Origin of the sequence: Pseudoalteromonas sp. Xi13, assembly GCF_003952205.1 — a bacterium.
GTDB classification, from domain to species: domain Bacteria; phylum Pseudomonadota; class Gammaproteobacteria; order Enterobacterales; family Alteromonadaceae; genus Pseudoalteromonas; species Pseudoalteromonas atlantica.
The window spans coordinates 383,499-406,638 of the sequence record NZ_CP034439.1; the positions used below are offsets into that span (position 1 = coordinate 383,499).

Genomic DNA, 23,140 nt, shown 5'->3' on the forward strand with positions numbered 1-23,140 from the left:
TAGTTGCAAGGAGTTAATGGCGGTTATTTTTTTGCGAGAGAGTTAAAAGCAGCGCTGATGGTAATTAACACTACACTAAGGACGACTACGCCAGGCCACTGGTACAAAGCAAAGGCTTTCACACCAATAATTGAGCCAAAGGCGCCGCCTAAGTAGTAGCCGAGCATGTAAACACCATTAATACGGCTTTGTGCGCTTGGGTCTATGCTAAATACGCGGACTTGATTGGCTACTTGTGCGCTAAAAATAGCGAAGTCGATTAAAATAATACCGATAATTAGGGCTATTAGGTTTCCTAAAAAAACGCCTGTAATAGCAAAACCAATTGCGGCAAGTGTGAGTACTATCATGACTAATTTTTTAGAGCCCAGCGCATTGACCCACTTACCCGAAGACTTAGCCCCTATTACGCCAGCTAATGCGATGATGCCAAATAATCCGGCCTCTTGGGCATTGTAGTTAAAAGGTGCATCACTGACATAAATAGCTAAAGTAGCCCATAGTACATTAAAAGCAGCAAACCAAAGCGCGCCAGTTAAAGTAAACACTTGTAGTGGTTTGTGCAGTTTAAATAACGCCACTGTACTTTTAAGTAGCGGCCAGTAACGTAAGCTAGTGTGTGGTTTATTTAGGGGTAAAAAGAGCCTAAGTAGTACACCAAATAGCGCAGCTAATATTGCAGACATAACAAATACGCCACGCCAACCAAAGTGTTCTCCTACAAAACCGCTTAACGTGCGTGAAAGTAAAATACCAATGGTTAGACCCATCATTAAGGTGCCCAATGTCGCCCCTTTATTTTCAGCAGATACAAGTGATGCCGCAAAAGGGATTAATTGCTGGGTAATGTTGGCACTTACCCCTATTAAAAATACCGACATTAATAACAGCGGTAAGTTAGGTGTAAATACGGTAAAACTACATGCAATAACCAGTAAGCCCGATAAAATGCTTATTAAGCGACGACGCGCAATAGAATCCCCCAGCGGCGAAATAAACAATAGGGCAAAAGCGTAACCAAATTGAGTAAATGCGGGAATGCTACCAAGTTGTGAATCCGTTAAATTAAACTCGTTACCAATCAGGGGTAAAATTGACTGGCTGTAATATAGGTTTGCAGCGGTTGCTGCAATGGCGGTTGTCATTAACAATAAAATAAAGCGACTTAACGAGGCACTCTGCGTTACCTGGGACATTTTGCTCTCCAACATTAAAAGGTAGGCGAATGATAGAGGGAGATGCTTGATGTTAGAAATGTTTAAATTTGATGGAATCTATACAAATAACGTATAGCTGTTGTTATACCTCTCATACAGAGCAAATTTGAGTAGTACATGGATATAAAAATATTAAAAAGTTTTATTGCAGTGGCTAAGCACTTGAGCTTTTCCGAAGCGGCTCAAGAGCTACATACTGTTCAACCCGCTATAAGTCGCCATATTTCTTCGTTAGAAGAGCAGCTAGGTGTTAGCTTGTTTATCCGTAACTCTCGGGAAGTGTCGATCACGCAAGCGGGAGAGCAGTTAGTTAAAGATGCCACGGCAATTTTAGCGCTTACAGAGCGGGCTAAAAATAAGGTTAAACTGGTCGATAGCGGGCAGTTAGGCTCGCTGAGTATTGCGTATTTAAGCTCTGCGTGTTTAACATTTTTGGCCAAATTAATCCGAACGTATAAGTCGCAGTTTCCTAATGTTCACGTTACCTTGCTAGAAATGACCGCGACCGAGCAAATAGAGGCCCTTAAAAACGAACGGGTAGATGTCGCGTTTTCTCGGCCGTTACCAAGCACCATAGCCGATGAGTTTATAAGTGAAACTATGTACGTTGACCGCCTCGTAGCGGTGGTCAACAAAAATCATCCCTTTGCATCGGCGCAAACTATTGATTTGAAAACCCTTAAAAATGAGCCGTTTATTCTTTTTAATCGCGACGAAGCCTTAGGGTTGTTTGATGAAATTATTACTCGTTGCAAGCGCGCTGGCTTTTCACCTAACATTATTAGTCAGCCAAGGCATATGCAAACCTTAGTAACAGAGGTTGCCGCTGGTTTAGGGTTAGCTATAGCGCCTTATTGTGTAAGTAAATTATATAGCGAGGGGTGCCATTTTATAGAGTTAGAAAAGGTCGACACACAAATTTATTTGCAGCTGCAATACAAGCAAATTAACAGCAGTGCTACCACGCAAGCGTTTGTAGAAATGGCACTTAATGCCCAAGCAGAAATTCAGCTTAGCATGCGTAATTGAGTTGGCTTTATAAAAGCGCTTTTAGCTAACTTATGCGCCGCAATAATTAGCGAGGCGTAAATGCGAAAAAACGCAAATACACCTTTGTAATTTACATCTCATTTAATTGATTTGTAACTAATTAACATCTACTCTAGTGGTACTAATCACTTCAAGCAACTATGAGAAACATGAAAGCCATTATTTTATTTTTATTTCTTGTTTTTCAATTTGCCAGTTTGCCGGTAAGCGCTCAACCGGATTCTAAAATTACCAATGTCTTATTTATCAATTCTACCAACCAACATATGCCTTGGCATAAAAGTGTTGAAGAGGGCTTAAATAGCGAGCTATCAACACGGACTTTTGACTATGAGCTTTTTGTTGAAAACATTGATGTAGGGCGCTTTGATGAGGCCACTCAAACGCAATTAATGAGCGACTACCTTAAGCAAAAATATAAAAATAAGCGCATAGATATAATTGTCACGCAATCCCCCTCAGCTGCCACGTTAATATCGCAATTGAATGATTTTTTTACTAGCACACCAAAAATTTATTTAGAACCTGGCGAACAGTTTAGGCTACCGGCAAACACTAATAATGCCTCAATGCAGGCTAAGTTAGACTACAAGCAAGCAACCGCCAGCGCGGTTAATTTAATGAAACCTAAAAAGCTCATAGTCATCTTAGATACTAAAAATGAAATAGGTATAAACTTTTATACAGGGCTGTTTAATATTATCAGCCAAGATTTTTCGTATTTAGAAGTTGAGCAATGGTTTGATCTTCCGGCTGCTGAACTGATGACAAAAGTAAAAAATGCGCCTTCAGACGCTATTATTTTATTTACCCCTATATTTAGAAATTACGAAAATAAGTCGATTAGCCCGTATCAGCTCGTCAGCATACTCGCTCAGCACAGTAACGCCCCCATTTTTAGCTACTGGGAAGTTTTGTTGGGCTCAGGTGTAGTGGGTGGTTATGTTTTATCAGGTGAGAAAATAGGTAAACGCGTGGGTGAAGCTATTATTTCTTACAGTGAAAATAACGTGTTACCTACTATAAGCGATGAAAAATTAAGTGTTCATAAATACGATTGGCGACAGCTAAAAAAATATAATGTTGCCCCGCAAAGCCTGCCAGAAAAATCGATTATTGCTTATTACAAGCCGAGTTACTTTGAACAAAATAAAGTGTTAATTTACAGCGCCGCCATTACTATTTTTGTATTGAGCGCTTTTTTAGTGTTTGTATTACGGTTAAACCGCCGCCGCATTCAGCTTGTAAACGCGCTTGATGAAGAAAAGCTACGACTTGAATCGCGTGTAGAGCAACGCACTAAAGAGCTATTACAAGCTAAAGAAGAAGCAGAGCAACTTACCTCGTCAAAATCTGAATTTTTAGCCAATATGAGTCACGAGATCAGAACCCCAATGAGTGGCATTATAGGGCTGACAAATATTTTATTGGGCAAAAACTTACCTGAAGAAGATAAACAATATTTAGAAAAAATAAAGTACTCGTCAGATCAATTGCTTGTGGTTATTAATGACATTTTAGATTTTTCAAAAATCGAGTCAGGAAATATCAAACTCGAGGCCTTTGCATTTTCGTTAAACGCGGTTGTCGATTATATAACGACCACATTTGAAAATAGGGCGCGGAGTAAAGGTATTGCGTTTGAGATTAATATTAGCGATAACGTGAAACATAACTTAGTTGGCGATGTGGTGCGTATAAACCAAGTATTAATTAACTTGTGCTCTAACGCGATTAAGTTTACCTCTAATGGAGCTGTTTCGGTGCAAATAGACGCAGAAGAAGCCCCCCATGACACCAAAAGTACTGTTTTACGCTTTAGTGTTAAAGACACCGGCATTGGTATTGATGCAAAAAGCTTACCTAACTTGTTTGAATCATTTACTCAGGCCGACAGCTCTACAACCCGAAAATACGGGGGAACTGGGTTAGGCTTAGCCATTAGTAAACGTTTATGCCAAGCAATGGGTGGCGATATTTCTGTAAGCAGCACGCAAGGTGAAGGCAGTGAGTTTATTGCTACCATAAACGTTGAGGTAAACACCCAAGCATTAATAGAAGACAGCCCACAGTTATCATTTGCTGAACCATTTGATGTATTACTAATAGATGATAACGAAGATGATTTAAGCTTAATTAAAAGTCAGCTTAGTGCAATGGGGCTGCGTTGTACACCTTGCACGCAGGCAAGTGATGCAATAGAGATAATTAAAAAAAATATAAACACTTATAAAATTATTATTGTTGATTGTGAAATGCCGACCATGAGCAGTGAAACGTTTTTTACCCGCATTTACAACGTAAACCCACAACTTTGCAACAATATTATTGTACTTACAGCAAGCAAAAACGACGCAATTTACGACATAGCTAAAAAAATAAACATTAAAACTATTTTGCATAAGCCTGTGCTTACCAGCGTGTTATTTGAAGCGATGAAAAGCAAAGTGGTTAGCCCTTCTACAAGTAATACCCATAAACCTGCCACCGAAAAGCCACTGCAAGGGGTAAAAATACTCGTTGTGGAAGATAACGCCATAAACAGGTTAATTGTATCCGATATATTAGCCGCCAGTGGGGCGCAAGTGCACGTAGTAGAAAATGGCTTAGAATGCATACAAACCGTAAAATTAGAAACGTTTGATATTATTTTAATGGATATTCATATGCCCATTATGGATGGTGTAGAAGCGACTAAAGTAATACGCAGTGATAGCAATACTGCGCTTGCCTCTATGCCTATCATTGCGTTAACTGCAAACGTAATGAAAGATGATATTACTCACTACCTATCTATTGGTATGAATGCACATGTTGCTAAACCAATAAAAGCTAAAACATTACGCGATACAATACTTAATTGCTTAAATAAATAAATTTATCAATTACCTACCTTTAATAGCAGGCTTTAACGCCCGCAACGTTAAAAAACCAAACGTAAAATTTATATAAATAGGGTTTGACTCACACCTTTTAATATGTGAAATTTCATATATTCGTTTTTTCATATATGTTTAGTTCGCTATAGAACTACAAGGTTAAGGATTATGAGTAAATCAATTGAACACGAGCTACCTAATTTAGAACTTTCACAAAGCACTCCGCCTACCGTTAAGGATTTCACGCTAACGTTTTCATCTCATAAACCTAAAATCTTATTGTTATACGGATCGCTAAGAGCTCGCTCATATAGCAAGTTAGTTATAGAAGAAAGTGCACGCTTGCTAACCCACTTTGGAGCTGAGGTTAAAATATTTAACCCTGAAGGTTTACCCATAACAGATAGTGAAGATGAGACGCACCCTAAGGTGCAAGAGCTACGTGATTTAATGCTCTGGTCTGAAGGGCAAGTATGGTGCTCGCCGGAGCGACACGGTGCTATGACGAGTGTGTTTAAAAACCAGATTGATTGGGTCCCATTAAACCTGGGTGGCGTAAGACCTACACAAGGAAAAACGCTGGCTGTGCTGCAGGTTTGTGGTGGTTCGCAGTCATTTAATGTGGTTAATCAGTTACGCGTATTAGGACGCTGGATGCGCATGTTAACAATACCTAATCAGTCATCGGTGCCTAAAGCGTTTTTAGAATTTGAAGAGAATGGCCGAATGAAGCCTTCCGCTTTTTACAATCGAATTGTGGATGTAATGGAAGAGCTCGTAAAATTTACCTTATTAATGCGCGACCAAAAAGATTACTTTGTTGATAGATACTCTGAGCGAGTAGAAACATCAGAGCAGCTCAGTAAACGCGTAAATCAAAAAGACATTTAGGAGGTTACTGTGGGGTTATTTGAACGCTTTTTATCGGTGTGGGTTGCGCTGGCAATCGCGGTAGGGATTGTCGCCGGTTACACCGTACCCGATGTATTTAGTGTTGTTGCAAGCCTAGAATATGCACATGTTAATATTGTCATCGCTGTACTCATTTGGTTTATGATTTATCCAATGATGGTGCAAATTGACTTCTCTTCTATTAAAGATGTAGGCAAAAAGCCTAAAGGCTTAGTACTGACAGTCGTTATCAACTGGCTCATAAAGCCCTTTACCATGGCCTTGCTAGGGTGGTTATTTTTTAAAGGCATTTTTGCAGACTTTGTCGACCCACAAACGGCAACAGAATACATAGCCGGTATGATTTTATTAGGAGTAGCACCATGTACTGCAATGGTGTTTGTGTGGAGTCAATTAACAAAAGGCGATGCTAATTACACGTTAGTGCAGGTATCTATCAACGATATTATTATGATTTTTGCCTTTGCGCCCATCGCAGGTTTATTACTAGGGGTAACAGACATAACGGTACCGTGGGACACGTTATTACTCTCGGTGGTTTTGTATGTACTTATTCCATTAATAGCAGGCGCTATTACCCGCAAAAAGTTAGATAAGGGTGAAGATCACACACGGTTAAATCACTTTTTAAAGGTAATGAAACCGTATTCTATAATTGGCTTACTGGCAACGGTGGCACTTTTATTTGGTTTTCAGTCTCAAACATTAATAGATAACCCAGAAGCCATTGTATTGATTGCTATTCCGCTGCTTATTCAAACGTACGGTATTTTTGCAATAGCCTATATAGCCGCAAAAAAAATGGGCCTAGCCCATAATATTGCAGCTCCAGCTTGCATGATTGCAACTTCTAACTTTTTTGAACTTGCTGTTGCCGTAGCCATTTCATTATTTGGTTTACACTCTGGTGCTGCGCTTGCCACCGTTGTGGGCGTTCTTGTTGAAGTACCTGTTATGCTTAGCTTAGTTTATTTTGCTAATAAAACGCGTCATTGGTTTAACTAGGAGAGTGTCATGGTCGTTATTCATCATAACCCTGATTGTGGTACATCGCGCAATGTATTGCAGATTATTAAAGCCGCTGGCTATAACCCCACGGTTATTGAATACCTTAAAGAGGGCTGGACAAAACCTCAATTGTTAGCGTTATTTGCCGCAGCAAACTTAACACCAAAAACAGCGTTGAGAGTGAGTAAATCGCCTGCTGAAGAGCTAGGCTTGTTAAATGAAAATGTAACAGACGAAGCTATTTTAGAGGCCATGCTTGAGCACCCTATACTGGTTAATAGACCTATAGTGTGCACCGAAAAAGGGGTTAAGCTATGTCGCCCTAGTGAGCAAGTTTTAACGCTATTAGCGCAATGGCCTAAAGGCGAGCTATACAAAGAAGACGGCGAAATGATATTAAACGGGCAGGGCGAGCAACCCTAAAAGTAATAAACTATTTGCCAAAACCCCGTTTACACGGGGTTTTTTTGTTTAGCAAAATTATAAACATTTAAACTTGCTTTGCCTGCTTGTGCTAATGACTATTTTGAACAACACTTTAAATAGTCGCGTTGCCACAGAGAGCACTATGCATAAAGCCTTAATAAAAATTGCTGAGCAAAAAAAAATAATTTACTTAACCAGTTTCACGCTGGTGGTAATTATTTTTAATGTGCTTTTAAATGATACGCTCCATAAAAAAATTCATAAAAATGGTCAGCAGTTAACGCAGCAAATTTTTGAGCTGCAAATTAATGCCAATGCCGATAAAGAAATAGTGCAGGCATTGGTGCAAAGTAAGGGCTTTATGCTGGCTGCACACTCAAATGCCGAACACTTCAAATACTTAGTTGATATACAGCACGATGTATTTAGCTATAAAACGCTCAGCATAAGTTTATACCACTGGCCTGCCTGGGTGGAGCAAGCTTACTTATTTTTACTATTAAATATCATTATATTAGGTGCCACTAGCTGGTGGGTTAGATGGTGGAAAGTATTAGTAAAAAAACCGGCAGCGAACCTGCCATTGCCTTACAGCAAAACTAAAGCTGCAAAAAAACTTTCTACGCAAATCACCACATTAAACTGCGAAGTAAAGTCTATGTACGGTGTTAGTGCAGCGCGGCATAGCTTATTTGCCATAGTGAAATGTGATTGTGTGTTTGATGAACATACCGATACCCAAGCAAGCTTTAAGGTATTGATAGCAAAATATTTTAAAGAGCTTCCTGCAGTATCAGTTAATGTATTTGATGCTAACAACCTTGCTATTACTTTAAATAATATCCCTGTAGCAAAGCTAGATACATACAGTGAAAGCCTACACGAATGCGTTTATCAAATTTGTAAGCGTTATCGAAGCACAGTAACGCGTAAAAACATAAAGGTTGGACTGTGCGATTATCGATATGCGACTGAGCAACCCGTTATTTTTAAACTCGCTAAGTCGGCCTTAGTATTTTCAGAAAAAAGCTTAATTCAGCACTGGCATAGGCTCGCGTTACAGCACGAGCAAGGGAACTTAATTTCAAGTAAGCAGGTTATTGAAAATATTAAAAAGAATAAATTTATCTTATTCTTTCAACCGTTATTTATGATCACCAGCGGCGATATTGTACAACATGAAGTGCTAATAAGAATTAGGCAGCAACCGCACGGTTTATTAGCTGCGCGTTACTTTATTAATCAAGACTTTAACAATCACCAAGCATTTGAGTTAGATAAAGCGGTGCTACTTCAAGTTAAAAAGCTTATTTTAGCTGAGCCCAGTGCTCTAACGGTGAGCGTTAATTTGCATATAAGTAATTGGTTTAACGAGCAGTTTTGGAGCTGGTTTGTCACTAATATGAAAGATTTTACGACAAAGCGAAAGTTACAGTTTGAAATTAGCGAAGCAGACTTTATTAAGTACCAAGCGCAACTAGCAGGCGCCTTTGAAAAACTGACAGCCCTACAAAGTTTGCTGGTGATTGATAATGTACAGAATGTGGAGCACATTAACCAAATTGCTTCTCAAAAATTAGTTAGCGGTATAAAACTGGGTTATCCGCTTGTTCATAATGTGGATGAAAAAACACAACAACAAAAACAAGTTAAAAACATTGTGGCGCAAAGCAAGTTGCTCAATATACCTGTATACGCGGTGGGTGTAGAAACCCAAAAAGAGTTACTTATGTTGGCTAAACTAGGCGTAGTTGCCGCACAAGGTTTTTACTTTTCTGAGCCCTTGCAGGAATACACACATGTCACGTTTTACTAAGGGTAGTTAATCCTTTTAAGCTAAGTACAGCCAAAAGGGCCACTCTAGCAGCGGTTGTAGAGCTCACTAGGTTACACATTGCACCGTGGTTAAACTGGCCCTAAGTAAGCATGTTTTAATACCCAGAGGTTAATAGCCTTAGATCAGGCCTCGATATTTTAGCCCATTGAGCCCCTGTAAACCGCCTGTATGAATCGCCATTATATGACTACCAGCAGCAAAGTAATCTTGCTCGATAAGTTGCCATAGTGCATACATCATTTTACCGCTGTATATAGGTTCAAGAGGTAAGTTATGTTGCTGTTGCATGCGTTGGCAAAACTGCCATAAGTCATTACTAAATTTGCCATAACCGCCATCATGAAACTCAGTAAGTAGCTGCCAATTGGATTGCTGAGCTGCTTTTTTACTGAGTGCTGTAATTTCTTTGTTCAAGTACTCGGCTTGTTTTAATACCGCAATTCCTAACAGCTGTGTGGCCTCATAGCTACCTTCAATTAAGCCTGCAAGTGTTCCTCCACTCCCGGTGGGGCATACTAAGTAATCATGCTTTGGTAAGCTTTTAGCAAGCTCAGCACACCCAGGCAGGGCGTATGTATTACTTCCACCTTCTGGAATTATATAGGCTTGTGTAAAGCGTGCTTGCAAATGGGCTAAATAATCTGGGTCATGGCGCTGCTTATATTCAATACGAGTAACCGCATGTAAATCCATAGCACACTGTTTAGCAAATTGCAGGGTGGGGTTTTGAGTATCTAAGTGTGGCCCTCTAATTATGGCGTGGGTTTTTATATTAAATAGTTTACCCGCCCCTGCACAGGCGTGAACATGATTAGAAAAAGCCCCCCCAAAGGTGAGTAGTTGTGTTTTATTAAGGGCTTGCATTTGCTGTAAATTATATTTTAGCTTACGCCATTTATTACCACTTATTAGCGGGTGAAGTAAGTCATCTCTTTTTATACTTAACCGTATGTTTCTCTTTTTTAGACAGTCGCTATCTATTTGTTTTATTGGACTTTCTTTTTCAATATTAAATAAGTTAAGCATTATTTCTCGCGTTTAAACTTGCAAACTAACAATCTTGTACGACACTTAATTAATCTCTTATTAACAATAGTAGCTATATGAAAAAAAAGCTGTTTTCGTTGTTATCTTGGTTAAATCGCAGTTTAGACTCAAGCACAGCGATTGGTATTGCTACTTATGCAGATACAGTAAACGCGGTGTGTTTAAAAAAAAATCAAGGGCAGTGGTACGTACATAACTCACACAGTGTGAATGTAGAGGACCAAACGGATTATACAGTCGCTATTGCAACTTGCACAAATGAAGTTTGCGCTGAGGTGTGCCCTGTAAATTTAGTGGTTCCTCATTATTTTTATCAAATAGTGCAAATGGATAAACCCATGCTGAGTGACGAAGAGATCATTCAATCCCTACCATGGACAACAAAAGACTTAGTTGATATTCCACCAGAGAACATTGTTGCCGACTTTATCGATTACCCCATTATTCAGCCTATGCAAAGCAGTAAAATGAATGTGTTTATTACTAATAAACTACAGTTACTGCCTTTTATTGATAGCTTTTCAAAAATAAAGCCTGTGCTCAGAGCAATGACCTCGGAAGAAATGATTTTAGTGACCTTGTTTGGCGAAGATAAAAGCGCGCACATGCTTATAGTGCAACATGCAGGGCATGAGCCGCGTATTTTAATTATTCGTGATGGTCAGCTTTTATTAGCTAGGCGTTTAAACGGGTTTTTAGGCATTTCAGATAAAGAGCGCACACACGGTTTGGTTGAAGCCTTAGGGCTTGAGATCCAACGATCAATGGATTTTTTTGAAAGTCAACTAAAACAGCCTCCTATCAGAAGCATTCAGCTGCATTGCGATGATTTATCGTCTTTGACGTTAAGGGCAGGTCTTGCAGAATTTTTGCAAGTAAAGGTTGTTGATTTTAAACCTAATATAGATTTAGCACAGGATCTCGAACCCAGCTTTTATTACGCATTAGGCGCAGCGTACCAATTAACTGATCCGGACTCAGTGCTATGAAAACACGGATTAATTTTTACCAAAAAGCCATTAGAGTTAGGCGCGACCCCGTGCCCTTTAAAGGAATGCTGTTGCTGTGGCTAGGTACATTGCTAGTGGTTGCATTAACTTGGTTGTTTTATTTATACGAAGAGCACAATAGCCAGCAATTACTTACACAAAGCAAAGCTTATCTAAAGCAAACGCAGCAGCAATTAAACGTGGTAAAGCAGCGATTAGCTGATAAACAAAATAAATCGCATTTGATAGATGAGCTAAAAGTACTGCAACAAGAAATTTTGCATAAACAGCAGGTGTTTGATTATTTAGAAAACACATCCATGCACACGAAAACGGATTATGCCGATGTGATGCGCGATTTGGCAGCGTACCACGAACCGCAAATTTGGCTTGATCGGATAAAATTTGAAGGCCAAAAAGTAATGCTCAAAGGGCGTACTCAGCAAGCTAAATTTTTACCTATTTGGCTTGCTAATCTCAAGCAATCGAGCTTTTTTAAAGGGAAGGAGTTTTCAGTGCTGGAGCTGTCGAGCAGTGATGGTGTGAGCGAGTTTAATGTGGCTACAGAACTTAGTTCAAGTGAGGTAACACAATGAATGAGCAAAATGAAAATAAAGGCTGGCCATTATTCGTTAAATACCAAGCACAATTTGCGGCGTTACAGCAGCGGGAAAAGTATTCTGTACTGTTTGTTGGCTTATTTCTTATTGTTTATTTAGGTTTATGGTTTGTGGTGTTTCCACAGCAAGATGCAGTAAATAGTTTACGCGTGGAACAAAATATATTGTGGCAAAAACTTAATCAAAATGAAGCACAGCTCTCTATGCTTACTCAGGCATTAGAGCATGACTACACTAAAGTACTCAGAAATCAGGTAGGGCAAACCCAGCGCGAGCTAGAAGATATAAATAATAAGTTAAGCACGTTTAGCCAAGGCTTTATTTCAGCAAACAAAGTACCTGCTGTATTAAAGGATTTATTAGTAAATACCCCCGATGTGCAAGTGGTTGGCTTTAGAGTAAACCCAGCAAAGGCAATTGATGTAGAAAAGCTCGGTGAGCACGATACGCAAACCTTGTTTTTCGAACACCAAATGGTGGTTACTTTGCAGGGGCGTTATTTTAGCTTACAGCAGTATTTAGAAGGCCTTAAAGCTAGCCAACAAAAGTTGTTAATACAGCAGTTTAACTATCAGGTGCAAACATACCCTAATGCAGAGTTAACATTACAAATAGCAACGGTGAGTGCCAATGAAAAATTTATCGCTTTATAGTTTGTGTGTGTGTTGCGTGTGTTTTTTCTCTGTTAGTTCAGCTGAAATACTGCGCGACCCCACTCAGCCAAGCAATGCACCAATACTAAAAGGCGCTGCAGTTAGCAATACAGCGCTGTCGTTACAGTCAATTATTAAAACCGAAAAGCAATACAAAGCGATTATTTCTAAGCAGGTGTATAAGCCAGGAGATGTAATAGGTGAATTTCGGGTGCTAACAATAAACGCCAATTCAGTGCTGTTAGCGAATGATGATAAGCAAATAAAATTAGAATTATACGACTATGAAATTAAAAAATAATATAACAAAGCCATGGCTTGCGCTTATTTTAATACCGCCTTTTTTAACGGCGTGCCATAGTTTTAAGCCCGGAAAAGAGATTCAGCCACACATAGCACAAGAGCTTGCTCCTATAAGCAATAATGCTAAAAGTGTTGCCCCAGTAGAGGTGAGTAGCGCGCTTACACAAAGCTTACTTTCATCACTTAATAGCGAGCAAAGTTTAACAAATGAGTTAGCTGTAAAGCGTTTTGATGTAGCCGCAAAAGAGGTAGAAATAAGCTCATTTTTTAATGGATTAACTGCTGATACTCCATACAGCGTGGCAGTACACCCAAAGGTGAGCGGAGTTATTTCTTTAAATTTAAAAAACGTCACGTTTGAAGAAGTTATAGCTGTTATTAAACGCATGTACCCGTTAGATATTGTCCAAGAAGGTCGTATTGTGCAGGTGTTACCTGCGGTCATGCGCACAGAAACTATACCGGTTAATTATTTAATGATGCAGCGCCATGGGCAATCAACGGTAAGTGTAGTTGCTGGTGGAGTGAGCCAGTTTTCACAAAACAACTCAAGTTCAAATTCAAGCTCAAACAGTAGTAATAATTCGAGCCAAAATAATCAGTTTGGCAGCGATAATCAAAATACCGAGCTAAATGGCTCTCGCATCCAAACAATTAACCAAAACGACTTTTGGAAGGAGCTTGAAGTTGCTCTTAAATCGCTTATTGGTTCAAACGATGGTCGTTATGTGGTTGCCAGCCCACAGGCAAGCTTGGTTACGGTTAATGCATTACCAAGTGAAATAAACCAGTTAAAAGACTTTTTACGTCAAAGCCAAGAAAATCTTCAGCGACAAGTTATTCTTGAGGCTAAAATTGTCGAAATAACCTTAAAAGATGAATACCAACAAGGGGTTAACTGGGAGCGGATTTCTAGAGGGTTAGAAGGCGGGGTGTCGTTTGCAACAACAGCAGGCAGCATAGGTAATTCTATTTCAGCTACTTTAGGAGGAGTCTCCTCGTTAACGATTGAAAAAGGCGACTTTAGTGGCGTAATTAGTTTGCTTGAAACGCAGGGCGACCTGCAAATGCTTTCTAACCCGCGTGTAACTGCAACAAACAATCAAAAAGCCGTGATTAAAGTGGGGCAAGATGAGTACTTTGTTACTAACGTTTCGAGCACAACAGTAACGGGCACTTCAACGACTACGTCACCAGAAATAGATTTAACTCCGTTTTTTTCGGGAATTGCCTTAGATGTCACACCACAAATCGATAAATATGGCTCAGTTATTTTGCACGTTCACCCATCGGTAACTGAAACAGAAGAGCAGCTCAAGGTGATTACATTAGATGATCAGCGTTTTGAGTTGCCGCTTGCACAAAGCAATATTCGTGAATCTGATACGGTGATCCGCGCTCAAAGTGGTGAAATAGTCGTAATTGGTGGGTTAATGCAAACCACCACAGAAGATGAAGAATCGAAAACACCTATTTTGGGCGATGTGCCAATATTAGGTAATTTATTTAAAAGTATTAGTAAGCGCCAAGAGAAAAAAGAGCTCGTTATTTTAATCAAGCCAACGGTGGTGATGCCCGACACCTGGAAAAAGCAACAGGCCCATAGCCGCGCGTTGTTAAATACATGGTATGAGAACTAACTATGTATTTGAGCTTTTTTAATTTAAGTGAAATGCCTTTCACCTTAACCCCAAACACCGAGTTTTTTTGTGCACTTGAGCCGCACCACGAAGCGATGCAAGTACTTACCACAGCGCTAGAAATGGGGGAGGGATTTATAAAAGTAACAGGAGAAGTAGGGACAGGCAAAACCTTACTATGCAGAAAACTTTTAAATCAAATTGAAGAAGACTACTTTGTGGCTTATTTACCTAATTCTTATTTAAGCCCTGAAGAATTACGTTGGGCTATTGCTGTAGAACTTGGCATGGAGGTAGATAAAAGCCTAGATCAGCAATCGTTAAGTCAGCAAATAAACCATTACTTACTAGAGCTGCAAGAAGATAACGAACGGGTTGTACTACTGATAGATGAAGCGCAGTGCCTGAGTTGGGATACTCTTGAAGCGCTTCGGTTATTTACAAACCTAGAAACCGAAACCGAAAAGCTTATTCAGGTGGTGCTATTTGGCCAACCTGAATTAGATGAAAAACTTGCTAATAGTAAAGTGAGGCAACTACGCCAGCGTATCAGCTTTTCCTACTCATTGCGTGCAATGACCGCCGGTGAAGTTATTTATTATATTAATCACCGTTTACAGGTGGCAGGCTTTAATCAGCCACCACTATTTACGAATCGTTTAGGGTTAAAAATAGCGCGTGCGAGTCGAGGAATTCCCCGTTTGGTCAATATTTTATGCCATAAAGTTTTACTGCAGGCATACGGTGAAGGCCTTAATAAAGTAACACCGCGCCATATACATCTTGCCATTGCAGACACCGAAGATTGCAAAAAGCACCATGCTAACCATTACTGGGCTTACAGCTTATTAGCTATTAGTGTTTTTGTTATTGCAATTATGTGGGTATGGAGGCAATGGTTATGAGTGTTATTAATAACATGCTAAAAAATATCGACCAGCGCCAAACTGCACAGCGTAATCAGCAAAGTGGCGGGGTCGCTATTCCCCCTGTACGCGACTACCACGATGTATTATTTAAAGTGCTGAGTGTTTTATTAGCGATTGTACTAATTTTTACAGCCTACCTTTATTTACCTTTTGCACAGGCACCACAAGCGAGTAGCGACACGGCTGAAAAAGCATATGCGGTTAATAATAACAGCCAGCCGATTGAAATTGCCCAAGCTAAAATTACCCCTGTAATTAAGCCCTTAAAACAATTAAGCGAAGAAAACACTGGCGCTAAAGCAGCTCATATTAATGCAGATACGCAAAAAGAGCTGGGGCAGGTACAAAGCAATAACGCATTGCCTGATCAGGTAAAAGACGAAGTAATACAGCAACACGCTGCAGACAAAGCCGCGCTACTGAGTAAAAAAGCAAGCCCCACAGAAGCAAACGCTAAAGTAGCCACTAGCACAGAAATAAATGCCCCAGTTGAAGCAAAAAGCAGTGCACCAGTAAAAAGCATTACACAGGCTGAGCAGCCGCCCGCTGAAAATAAATTAGTAAAAACTGCCAGTGTTAAGCAAACCAAAGCCCAGCGTATAGCAGTGCAATTAAAGCGTGCTAAACAAGCGTTGGAATTTGCTTTATATGATGATGCGATTAACGATTTAACCGCTATTTTACAAACACAACCTGAGCATATAGAAGCGCGTAATTTACTCGCGGCAACGTATTTTCAGCAACAAGATGTACTTATGGCTCAGCAGTTATTAGTTGCTGGCATAAAAATAAACCCTGAGGTTGTGCAGTGGCGTGTAATGCTCAGTAAAATTTTAATTATGCAACAAGAGTACGAAGGCGTGCTTAAACTGCTTATAGCCGAACTTGAGCCGCAAGCAAACTTGGAGTTTTGGGTATTAAAAGGCACTGCAGCACAAAATGCGCAGCAACATCAAATAGCGCTTGCGAGTTTTACACAGCTTACACAGCTTCAGCCTCAGCAGGCTAAATGGTGGCTGGCGTTAGCTACTTCAAAAGATGCGTTAGGGGAGTTTGCTGATGCAAAGCACCTTTATAAAGTTGCCCTAGATTTAGGCGGTTTAAATGCCGCAATGACGCAACATGCACTACAGCGCTTAGTCGCATTGAAGGAGGCTGTATGAGACCCAGTTTAAAAATGCGTTTAGGGGACTTACTCGTTCATGAGCAAATGATCACCGAAGCACAGCTAAGTGAAGCACTTAATGTGCAAGCTGCGTCAGGGCGAAAGCTAGGGGCTACATTAATTGCGCTTGAGTTTATAAGTGAGCCGCAATTATTGCGCTTTTTAGCCCAACAATTACAAATACCGTTTTTAGATATTTCGCAGCGCAAAATATCTTCAGATGTATCTAAATTACTTTCAGAGGTTTATGCCAGACGCTACCGAGCATTAGTAATAGAAGATAACGGGGATTCTGTGTTAGTCGGAATGAGTGACCCCGCTGATTTGAGAGCGTTGGATCAGTTAGCGCCAATGCTAGCCCCTAAGCGAATTGAGCTTGCTGTTGTGCAAGAAAGCCAGCTTATGGCAGCGTTTGATAATGTGTACCGCCGAACAGAAGAGATTACTAACTTTGCTGAAAAGCTACACGAAGAATACGAAGACGTAGAAGAGTTTGACCTTAATTCCTTAGCAGATGAAACCTCTGACGCCACCGTAGTAAAACTACTGCAATCTATATTTGAAGATGCAGTACAAGTACGTGCCTCAGATATCCACATAGAACCCGATGAAAGGCTATTACGCATTCGCCAACGAGTTGATGGTGTATTGCAAGAGCACACATTAAACCAAGTAAAAATAGCCTCTGCTTTAGTACTTAGGCTAAAACTTATGTCGGGGTTAGATATATCGGAGAAGCGTTTACCGCAAGACGGCCGTTTTAATATAAAAGTGCACGCGCACAGCATTGATGTACGTTTATCGACAATGCCAGTGCAATATGGCGAGTCAGTTGTGATGCGGTTGCTCGACCAATCTGCAGGGCTTTTATCGTTAGATGAAACGGGCATGCCGGTGCATATTTTAAAACGCCTGCGCAGCATTATAAAACGCCCTCATGGCATGGTGTTAGTGACTGGGCCTACCGGTTCAGGAAAAACGACCACCTTGTATGGCGCTTTAAGTGAGCTTAATCAACAAGAAAGTAAAATTATTACCGTAGAAGATCCGGTTGAATACCGCATTGGACGGGTAAACCAGGTGCAAATAAACAACAAAATAGGCTTAAGTTTTGCCAGTGTATTAAGAACCACGTTACGCCAAGACCCCGATATTATTATGGTTGGCGAAATGCGTGACCAAGAAACCGTTGATATAGGCCTAAGGGCTGCATTAACAGGCCATTTAGTACTTTCTACGTTACATACCAACGATGCCATATCAAGCGCAATGCGCTTAATTGATATGGGAGCACCCGCTTATCTAGTTGCAAGCTCACTACGCGCTATTATTGCTCAACGTTTAGTTAGGCGTATTTGCAATGAATGTAAAACACCGTATCACCCAGATAAACAAGAACAAAGCTGGCTTACCTATTTAGGCGAAGATGTTAGCAGCACACAGTTTTGGCGAGGCCAAGGCTGCACAGCATGTAGCCATAGCGGCTACAAAGGCAGGGTGGGGATTTTTGAGCTGTTAGAAATGAACGACGCTATGATGGATGCCCTGCGTATTAACGACACGCAGCGTTTTGGTGAGGCGGCTAAAAATAGCGCTAATTTTGCACCACTTTCTTATATGGCTTTAACGTATGCAAAGCAAGGCATTACCTCGTTAGATGAGGTATTTAAAGTGGCTGAATATGTACCTGAAGTGGTAGGTGATGACGATGCAGCTTTATAGTTACAAAGCCAAAGACGCAAAAGGTGCGCTGGTTAAAGGGCGTGTTGAGGCAAATAATGAGGCCGGTGTTGCCGATAGCTTATTAAAGCGCCAGTACATACCTATTTCAATTTCGTTAGTTGAAACAAAAAACAATATAAAGTTATTCGATAACCTATTTAGCGAAAAAATAACCCTTGATGACATGATCATGTTTTCACGGCAAATGTATTCTTTACTTAAAGCCGGTATCCCCATTATTAGGGCAATGATAGGGCTTGCTGATACCACGCAAAATAAAGAGTTTAAAAGTGTATTGCTTGAGGTAACACGCCAGCTCGAACAAGGCCGTGAACTATCTAGTGCGTTAGCTATACACAACAAGGTGTTTAGCCGCTTAACTATCTCTATGGTTAAAGTCGGAGAAGGGTCGGGACGATTAGAAGATGCATTTTATCAGCTGGCTATTTATTTTGAAAAAGAGCAAGAGACTCGTAAGCGCATAAAAGCCGCTATGCGTTACCCCACTTTTGTTATTTTGGCGCTTTTAGTTGCGATGATCATATTAAATATTTTTGTGATCCCAACCTTTGCCAGCATGTTCGAAAAGTTTGATGCAGAGCTGCCTTTAATGACCCAGATCCTCATTGGCACCAGTAACTTTTTTGTCAATTATTGGTGGCTGCTAGCGCTAATGTTAGTGGGGGGAGTCGTTGCATGGCGTCGGTATTTAAATACGGCGGCTGGGCGCTTTAAGTGGGATCACCACAAACTCAAAATTCCATTTGTAGGCGATATTTTAAAACGCACCTTACTTGGCCGTTATAGCCAAAGTTTAGCCATGGTGCTGCGCTCGGGCGTCCCTATGACGACAGGGCTGTCGTTAACGGCCCATGCAGTTGATAACAGCTACATGGAAAAAGCCATCATCACCATGCGTCAAGATATCGAAAAAGGTGACAGCTTGTTGCGGGCTTCGCGAAGTAGCGAGCTATTTTCACAGTTGGTACTGCAAATGGTAGCAGTGGGTGAAGAAACTGGTCGCTTAGATGAGTTATTACAAGAAGCGGCTGATTTTTATGAACGAGAAGTCGATTACGATTTACGCAGTTTAACCGCAAAAATAGAGCCCATTTTGACGGTGTTTGTTGCCATTATGGTGCTTATTTTAGCACTCGGTATTTTTATGCCGATGTGGAACATGATGTCGGCTATTAAAGGGTAGCCATTGTGACTAACTGTCGTGTTCGTGCAACAGGTTTTTCGTTATTTGAGCTCGTTTTAGTAGTTGTTTTACTGGCAGTTATTATGGCTTTTGCTATACCTCAGTACATAGGCATTAAAAATCAGGCACACAATGCGAGTGTGGATGTGGTGGCTGGTGGGTTTGCCTCTGCGGTGTTGATGGTCAAAGGTCAGTGGGAATTATCGGGGCGTCCAAAGGGCGTTAATAATACAACACATATTAATTACGGAGGTGTCATTGTTGGTGTCGATGGAGAGAGAGGCACACCAACGGGTGATAAAACGACTAATACTGATACGCGGGCCAGCGCAATGACTGCACTGCAATGCCAAAAAGTATTAAGTGTAATTTTACAAGATGCGCCTACAAGCACATTAAGTACCGAGGTTTCTATAATAACCAAGGTGAGTTATTTAGTGCGTTATAACACTAAAAACAACCAGTGTATTTATTATTTAACTCATAATTTAAACACCAATAACCTACCTACCGATGGCGCCGTTATGGCTAAAAAAGTAGGGTTTTCGTACTTTCCAACAACAGGCAAAGTGCAAATTTTTAAAAACTAAGTAATTATAAAGAGGCTTACTTATGAAAACGCAGTCATTAAAACAACCAATGAATAAGCAAGCAGGTTTTACGCTTGTTGAACTAATAATTGTAATTGTAATTTTAGGTATTTTAGCGGTGACCGCTGCCCCTCGTTTTTTAAACCTGCAGGGTGATGCTAACGCTTCTACACTCGAAGGTTTACAAGGCTCAATTCGCAGTGGTATGAATATCGTAAATGGTAAATCTATTATCGCAAGTGACCACAAAAAAGCGAGTGCAACGGTTACTGTTGATACCGGCGATGCAGTATCTACAGTGTATGGCTACCCTGCAGCGACAGAAGCAGCTTTTGAAGCTTTTTTAGATGTAGAATTTGCATCTGATGATTCTGCAGATTTTAACCTTGTAGCAGTTGCTGCTGATGAAAAAGCAATTATTTTCCCTAATAGCTACGTGCAAACTGATGATTGCCGTATTGAGTATACACAAGCAGCAGATGCAAACGACGGCACACCGCCTGTGTCTGTAACGCCTCCTACTGTTACGCTTATTACGAGTGGGTGTTAATTTACATAAATGAATAGCAGTAGTAATCAACGATTGCGTGGCTTCACACTGGTTGAATTAATTATTACTTTAGTTATTTTGGGCATACTGTCGGTAACGGCAGTGCCCAAGTTGCTAGGAAGTTCAACAGAGCAAGCATACTCATACAGAGATAGGGTATTAAACGCCCTACGCACAGTACAATTACGCGCGATGCAAAATACTGCAACAAGCAGCTGCCATAAACTGTATATTTCACCTACCTTGGTTGCGGGGCCAGAGCCAGAAACCTGTACTGGCGGCCCAAGTACCAATAATAGCGAGTATTTAGTTGTTGCTATCAATACCGAGCGCAGCGACGTACGATTTAATGCCTTAGATAGCAATGCTAATGTGTTTACGCAAATTAACTTTGACCCACTTGGGCGAGCAGATCAAAATTGCACAGTACAATGTAAAATTGACCTGGGTCTAGCCGCGGTGTGCATTAGCGGTGAAGGGCTTATTTATGCCTGCCCCTAAAATACAATCAGGTTTTACCTTAATTGAGCTGATTATTGGCATTGTAATGTTTGCTATTGCGCTAAGTATTATTACAGCGCTTATAGCACCTCAAGCAAAGCAAAGTGCCAAGCCTATTGTCGCACTCAGGGCCTCAGAGCTTGGGCAAGCATTAATGAACGAAATATTAGCTAAATCATTTGATGAACATAGCGAGCGCACGCCACCATTTAGGCGCTGCTCCGAAACAAGCTTAGGTGCCCAGCCTTGTAGTACTCATTCTGAGCTTGGTGCTGATAGCGGTGAAGCACGGGCTAATTTTAACGATGTTGATGATTATATTGCGCTCACAGGGCAGCCTATTAGTGATAGTTTAGGGAATACATTAGCGCAATACAGCGACTTTTCACTGGCTGTAAACGTGCAATACGACAGCGACCTAAACGAGGCAACCAATAACGATGGCGTTGCCTTTAAACGAATTACCATTGAAGTAACCTCACCCTTGGGGCAAGTGTACGGCTTTAGTGCATATAAAGGTAATTACTAATGAATAGAGCAAAGCAAAAGCGTGGCTTTACCTTAGTTGAGCTATTACTTGTTATGGTAATTATTGGCATTTTAGCCGTAGCGTCATTTTCGTTTATTAGCGCTGGATTTAATATTTACAGCCAAGGTGTGAAACGCCAAGAAGCGGTGGCGCAAAGTCGCTTTGTTTTAACCCGATTAAGTAAAGAGCTTCGCCATGCAACCCCTAACTCACTGCGCTTAAATTGTGATAACGCCAGCAATGGAGCGTGTAGCACGCAGCAATGTTTAGAATTTACGCCGTTTTTATCTGCCACTCACTATACCGATTACTTACCCACTAGCGCCCCTTTTGAGATTACCGCCGTGAATTTTGCGCTTAATAATTTAACTGAGCCACAAATAAACGATTGGGCAAGTATTTATCCATTAAATAGCAGCGATATATACGATGAAAGTCAAAACAAGCGCCTACAAGTTAGCGGCTACAGCGCCGTTACAAGTGAGCTAGATACATGGCAATTTAGCAAAGCATTTGCTCAAGAGTCACCGAGTAAGCGCCTTTATTTATTAGATCAGCCCGTTAGCTTTTGTGTAGAAGGTAATTCACTGTATCGCTATAGCCACTATGGCTTTACTACAAACCAATTAAACGCCGCCAGCTTACAGGTTAGCTCGGGCGTTAAACGCGATTTAATGAGTAATTATATTGCCAATGACTTAACGAGCAGAGCCTTTTTTACGTTAAGTGAGATTTCGCTACAGCGCAGCGCGGTTGTTAATGTGTTTGCGCAAATGGGGTTTAACGACACCGAACAAATAAGTATTAGCCATGAGGTGCATGTGCCTAATGTCCCCTAATATAAACAACATCAGTTTTGCTAAAAAGCAGCAGGGTAATTTGCTCATAATTACGTTGGTGATCATTGTCACTTTGCTGGCACTAGGGCTGGCGCTTTCTAAAGTGTTATCGGGTGCGGCGCAGCAAAATACCATTGAGTATTACGGCGCGCGCGCTTACATGGCAGCCCAAAGCGGATTAGAAATCGGCTTAAGCGAAATTTTTGCACTAAATAGCACTGCGCAAACTTGCAGTGCAGTAACCACCAGTAGGAATTTTAGCACCCTCTATCTAGCTAATTGTGAGGTTGAACTGAGCTGTAGTGAATACATAGCCTTACCCGATAGCAGCACCCGCTCTGGCACTGTTAATATTTACTACTTACAAAGCTCTGCAACGTGCGCTGCCAATGATTGTGCTGCCGGTGCAGCATGTCAAAAGGAATATTGGCAAACCCAACGTACTCTAAGTGTGGAGGCTAAAACATTACCATGAACAAATATACCCTCTGTATTTTATGTTTAATAAGTTTGCTACTAAGCCGATGCGC

The 23,140-nt window shown here is 40.7% G+C and carries 23 protein-coding genes; 21 read left to right on the top strand and 2 right to left on the bottom strand.

Annotated features, from left to right (window positions below):
- Nucleotides 1–23: 23 nt before the first annotated feature.
- A complete protein-coding gene (locus EJ103_RS01725) occupies nucleotides 24–1,196 on the bottom strand; it encodes an MFS transporter (protein WP_126005673.1) in 1,173 nt (390 codons plus the stop codon).
- 138 nt (nucleotides 1,197–1,334) lie between these two features.
- Between EJ103_RS01725 and EJ103_RS01730 the strand changes: the two genes are divergently transcribed.
- From EJ103_RS01730 to EJ103_RS01755, 6 genes are all read left to right on the top strand, one after another.
- A complete protein-coding gene (locus EJ103_RS01730; protein WP_126005674.1) occupies nucleotides 1,335–2,246 on the top strand; it encodes a LysR family transcriptional regulator in 912 nt (303 codons plus the stop codon).
- Between the two features lie 170 nt (nucleotides 2,247–2,416).
- On the top strand, nucleotides 2,417–5,143 hold the full coding sequence (locus EJ103_RS01735) for a response regulator (protein ID WP_126005676.1): 2,727 nt from the start codon (nucleotides 2,417–2,419) through the stop codon (nucleotides 5,141–5,143).
- Between the two features lie 171 nt (nucleotides 5,144–5,314).
- Complete coding sequence (gene arsH, locus EJ103_RS01740; RefSeq protein WP_126005678.1) at nucleotides 5,315–6,037, top strand: arsenical resistance protein ArsH; 723 nt, start codon at nucleotides 5,315–5,317, stop codon at nucleotides 6,035–6,037.
- Between the two features lie 9 nt (nucleotides 6,038–6,046).
- A complete protein-coding gene (gene arsB / locus EJ103_RS01745) occupies nucleotides 6,047–7,063 on the top strand; it encodes an ACR3 family arsenite efflux transporter (protein WP_029773089.1) in 1,017 nt (338 codons plus the stop codon).
- A 9-nt stretch (nucleotides 7,064–7,072) separates the two neighbouring features.
- Nucleotides 7,073–7,489 (top strand): arsenate reductase (glutaredoxin), encoded by a 417-nt coding sequence (gene arsC / locus EJ103_RS01750; RefSeq protein WP_126005680.1) that lies wholly within the window; start codon nucleotides 7,073–7,075, stop codon nucleotides 7,487–7,489.
- Between the two features lie 145 nt (nucleotides 7,490–7,634).
- Nucleotides 7,635–9,308, top strand: a complete 1,674-nt coding sequence (locus EJ103_RS01755) for an EAL domain-containing protein (protein WP_126005682.1) — start codon at nucleotides 7,635–7,637, stop codon at nucleotides 9,306–9,308.
- A 138-nt stretch (nucleotides 9,309–9,446) separates the two neighbouring features.
- Here the strand turns inward: EJ103_RS01755 and EJ103_RS01760 are convergent, their stop codons facing one another.
- Nucleotides 9,447–10,355 (bottom strand): pyridoxal-phosphate dependent enzyme, encoded by a 909-nt coding sequence (locus tag EJ103_RS01760; protein WP_126005684.1) that lies wholly within the window; start codon nucleotides 10,353–10,355, stop codon nucleotides 9,447–9,449.
- Nucleotides 10,356–10,432: 77 nt separating this feature from the next.
- Here EJ103_RS01760 and EJ103_RS01765 point away from each other — a divergent pair, with 77 nt between their 5' ends.
- From EJ103_RS01765 to EJ103_RS01835, 15 genes are read left to right on the top strand one after another with little or no spacing between them, the layout of a single operon-like run.
- Nucleotides 10,433–11,365 (top strand): hypothetical protein, encoded by a 933-nt coding sequence (locus EJ103_RS01765; protein ID WP_054982911.1) that lies wholly within the window; start codon nucleotides 10,433–10,435, stop codon nucleotides 11,363–11,365.
- On the top strand, nucleotides 11,362–11,961 hold the full coding sequence (locus EJ103_RS01770) for a PilN domain-containing protein (RefSeq protein WP_126005686.1): 600 nt from the start codon (nucleotides 11,362–11,364) through the stop codon (nucleotides 11,959–11,961). Before EJ103_RS01765 ends, EJ103_RS01770 begins: the two co-directional genes overlap by 4 nt.
- Entirely contained in the window at nucleotides 11,958–12,638 is a 681-nt protein-coding gene (locus EJ103_RS01775; protein ID WP_126005688.1) for an agglutinin biogenesis protein MshJ, read from the top strand. The genes EJ103_RS01770 and EJ103_RS01775 overlap by 4 nt, the downstream gene beginning before the upstream one ends.
- Nucleotides 12,616–12,939 (top strand): hypothetical protein, encoded by a 324-nt coding sequence (locus EJ103_RS01780; protein ID WP_064386227.1) that lies wholly within the window; start codon nucleotides 12,616–12,618, stop codon nucleotides 12,937–12,939. The genes EJ103_RS01775 and EJ103_RS01780 overlap by 23 nt, the downstream gene beginning before the upstream one ends.
- The gene (gene mshL / locus EJ103_RS01785; protein WP_126005690.1) at nucleotides 12,923–14,581 is read left to right on the top strand and encodes a pilus (MSHA type) biogenesis protein MshL; all 1,659 of its coding nucleotides are present in this window, start codon (nucleotides 12,923–12,925) and stop codon (nucleotides 14,579–14,581) included. The genes EJ103_RS01780 and mshL overlap by 17 nt, the downstream gene beginning before the upstream one ends.
- 2 nt (nucleotides 14,582–14,583) lie before the next feature.
- Nucleotides 14,584–15,486 (top strand): AAA family ATPase, encoded by a 903-nt coding sequence (locus EJ103_RS01790; protein ID WP_126005692.1) that lies wholly within the window; start codon nucleotides 14,584–14,586, stop codon nucleotides 15,484–15,486.
- Nucleotides 15,483–16,673 carry a tetratricopeptide repeat protein gene (locus tag EJ103_RS01795; protein ID WP_126005694.1) on the top strand — a complete coding sequence of 397 codons (1,191 nt, stop codon included), beginning with the start codon at nucleotides 15,483–15,485 and terminating at the stop codon, nucleotides 16,671–16,673. Before EJ103_RS01790 ends, EJ103_RS01795 begins: the two co-directional genes overlap by 4 nt.
- The gene (locus EJ103_RS01800) at nucleotides 16,670–18,397 is read left to right on the top strand and encodes a GspE/PulE family protein (RefSeq protein WP_096738997.1); all 1,728 of its coding nucleotides are present in this window, start codon (nucleotides 16,670–16,672) and stop codon (nucleotides 18,395–18,397) included. The genes EJ103_RS01795 and EJ103_RS01800 overlap by 4 nt, the downstream gene beginning before the upstream one ends.
- Nucleotides 18,384–19,601 carry a type II secretion system F family protein gene (locus EJ103_RS01805; RefSeq protein ID WP_126005696.1) on the top strand — a complete coding sequence of 406 codons (1,218 nt, stop codon included), beginning with the start codon at nucleotides 18,384–18,386 and terminating at the stop codon, nucleotides 19,599–19,601. Before EJ103_RS01800 ends, EJ103_RS01805 begins: the two co-directional genes overlap by 14 nt.
- Before the next feature lie 5 nt (nucleotides 19,602–19,606).
- On the top strand, nucleotides 19,607–20,191 hold the full coding sequence (locus tag EJ103_RS01810) for an agglutinin biogenesis protein MshB (RefSeq protein ID WP_126005698.1): 585 nt from the start codon (nucleotides 19,607–19,609) through the stop codon (nucleotides 20,189–20,191).
- Nucleotides 20,192–20,213: 22 nt separating this feature from the next.
- On the top strand, nucleotides 20,214–20,741 hold the full coding sequence (locus EJ103_RS01815; RefSeq protein ID WP_126005700.1) for a prepilin-type N-terminal cleavage/methylation domain-containing protein: 528 nt from the start codon (nucleotides 20,214–20,216) through the stop codon (nucleotides 20,739–20,741).
- A 9-nt stretch (nucleotides 20,742–20,750) separates the two neighbouring features.
- Nucleotides 20,751–21,242 (top strand): prepilin-type N-terminal cleavage/methylation domain-containing protein, encoded by a 492-nt coding sequence (locus tag EJ103_RS01820; RefSeq protein ID WP_121636902.1) that lies wholly within the window; start codon nucleotides 20,751–20,753, stop codon nucleotides 21,240–21,242.
- Nucleotides 21,229–21,771 (top strand): prepilin-type N-terminal cleavage/methylation domain-containing protein, encoded by a 543-nt coding sequence (locus tag EJ103_RS01825; RefSeq protein ID WP_126005702.1) that lies wholly within the window; start codon nucleotides 21,229–21,231, stop codon nucleotides 21,769–21,771. Before EJ103_RS01820 ends, EJ103_RS01825 begins: the two co-directional genes overlap by 14 nt.
- Complete coding sequence (locus tag EJ103_RS01830) at nucleotides 21,771–22,610, top strand: type II secretion system protein (protein ID WP_126005704.1); 840 nt, start codon at nucleotides 21,771–21,773, stop codon at nucleotides 22,608–22,610. The genes EJ103_RS01825 and EJ103_RS01830 overlap by 1 nt, the downstream gene beginning before the upstream one ends.
- Nucleotides 22,600–23,085, top strand: coding sequence for an agglutinin biogenesis protein MshP (locus EJ103_RS01835; protein WP_126005706.1), 486 nt, complete (start codon nucleotides 22,600–22,602; stop codon nucleotides 23,083–23,085). The genes EJ103_RS01830 and EJ103_RS01835 overlap by 11 nt, the downstream gene beginning before the upstream one ends.
- Nucleotides 23,086–23,140: the final 55 nt, after the last annotated feature.

Excerpts from the sequence above, each read along its gene's own strand:
- EJ103_RS01725 (WP_126005673.1), bottom strand. The coding sequence starts at position 1,196 with ATGTCCCAGGTAACGCAGAGTGCCTCGTTAAGTCGCTTTATTTTATTG.
- EJ103_RS01730 (WP_126005674.1), top strand. The coding sequence starts at position 1,335 with ATGGATATAAAAATATTAAAAAGTTTTATTGCAGTGGCTAAGCACTTG.
- EJ103_RS01735 (WP_126005676.1), top strand. The coding sequence starts at position 2,417 with ATGAAAGCCATTATTTTATTTTTATTTCTTGTTTTTCAATTTGCCAGT.
- arsH (WP_126005678.1), top strand. The coding sequence starts at position 5,315 with ATGAGTAAATCAATTGAACACGAGCTACCTAATTTAGAACTTTCACAA.
- arsC (WP_126005680.1), top strand. The coding sequence starts at position 7,073 with ATGGTCGTTATTCATCATAACCCTGATTGTGGTACATCGCGCAATGTA.
- EJ103_RS01755 (WP_126005682.1), top strand. The coding sequence starts at position 7,635 with ATGCATAAAGCCTTAATAAAAATTGCTGAGCAAAAAAAAATAATTTAC.
- EJ103_RS01760 (WP_126005684.1), bottom strand. The coding sequence starts at position 10,355 with ATGCTTAACTTATTTAATATTGAAAAAGAAAGTCCAATAAAACAAATA.
- EJ103_RS01765 (WP_054982911.1), top strand. The coding sequence starts at position 10,433 with ATGAAAAAAAAGCTGTTTTCGTTGTTATCTTGGTTAAATCGCAGTTTA.
- EJ103_RS01770 (WP_126005686.1), top strand. The coding sequence starts at position 11,362 with ATGAAAACACGGATTAATTTTTACCAAAAAGCCATTAGAGTTAGGCGC.
- EJ103_RS01775 (WP_126005688.1), top strand. The coding sequence starts at position 11,958 with ATGAATGAGCAAAATGAAAATAAAGGCTGGCCATTATTCGTTAAATAC.
- EJ103_RS01780 (WP_064386227.1), top strand. The coding sequence starts at position 12,616 with ATGAAAAATTTATCGCTTTATAGTTTGTGTGTGTGTTGCGTGTGTTTT.
- mshL (WP_126005690.1), top strand. The coding sequence starts at position 12,923 with ATGAAATTAAAAAATAATATAACAAAGCCATGGCTTGCGCTTATTTTA.
- EJ103_RS01790 (WP_126005692.1), top strand. The coding sequence starts at position 14,584 with ATGTATTTGAGCTTTTTTAATTTAAGTGAAATGCCTTTCACCTTAACC.
- EJ103_RS01795 (WP_126005694.1), top strand. The coding sequence starts at position 15,483 with ATGAGTGTTATTAATAACATGCTAAAAAATATCGACCAGCGCCAAACT.
- EJ103_RS01800 (WP_096738997.1), top strand. The coding sequence starts at position 16,670 with ATGAGACCCAGTTTAAAAATGCGTTTAGGGGACTTACTCGTTCATGAG.
- EJ103_RS01805 (WP_126005696.1), top strand. The coding sequence starts at position 18,384 with ATGCAGCTTTATAGTTACAAAGCCAAAGACGCAAAAGGTGCGCTGGTT.
- EJ103_RS01815 (WP_126005700.1), top strand. The coding sequence starts at position 20,214 with ATGAAAACGCAGTCATTAAAACAACCAATGAATAAGCAAGCAGGTTTT.
- EJ103_RS01820 (WP_121636902.1), top strand. The coding sequence starts at position 20,751 with ATGAATAGCAGTAGTAATCAACGATTGCGTGGCTTCACACTGGTTGAA.
- EJ103_RS01825 (WP_126005702.1), top strand. The coding sequence starts at position 21,229 with ATGCCTGCCCCTAAAATACAATCAGGTTTTACCTTAATTGAGCTGATT.
- EJ103_RS01830 (WP_126005704.1), top strand. The coding sequence starts at position 21,771 with ATGAATAGAGCAAAGCAAAAGCGTGGCTTTACCTTAGTTGAGCTATTA.
- EJ103_RS01835 (WP_126005706.1), top strand. The coding sequence starts at position 22,600 with ATGTCCCCTAATATAAACAACATCAGTTTTGCTAAAAAGCAGCAGGGT.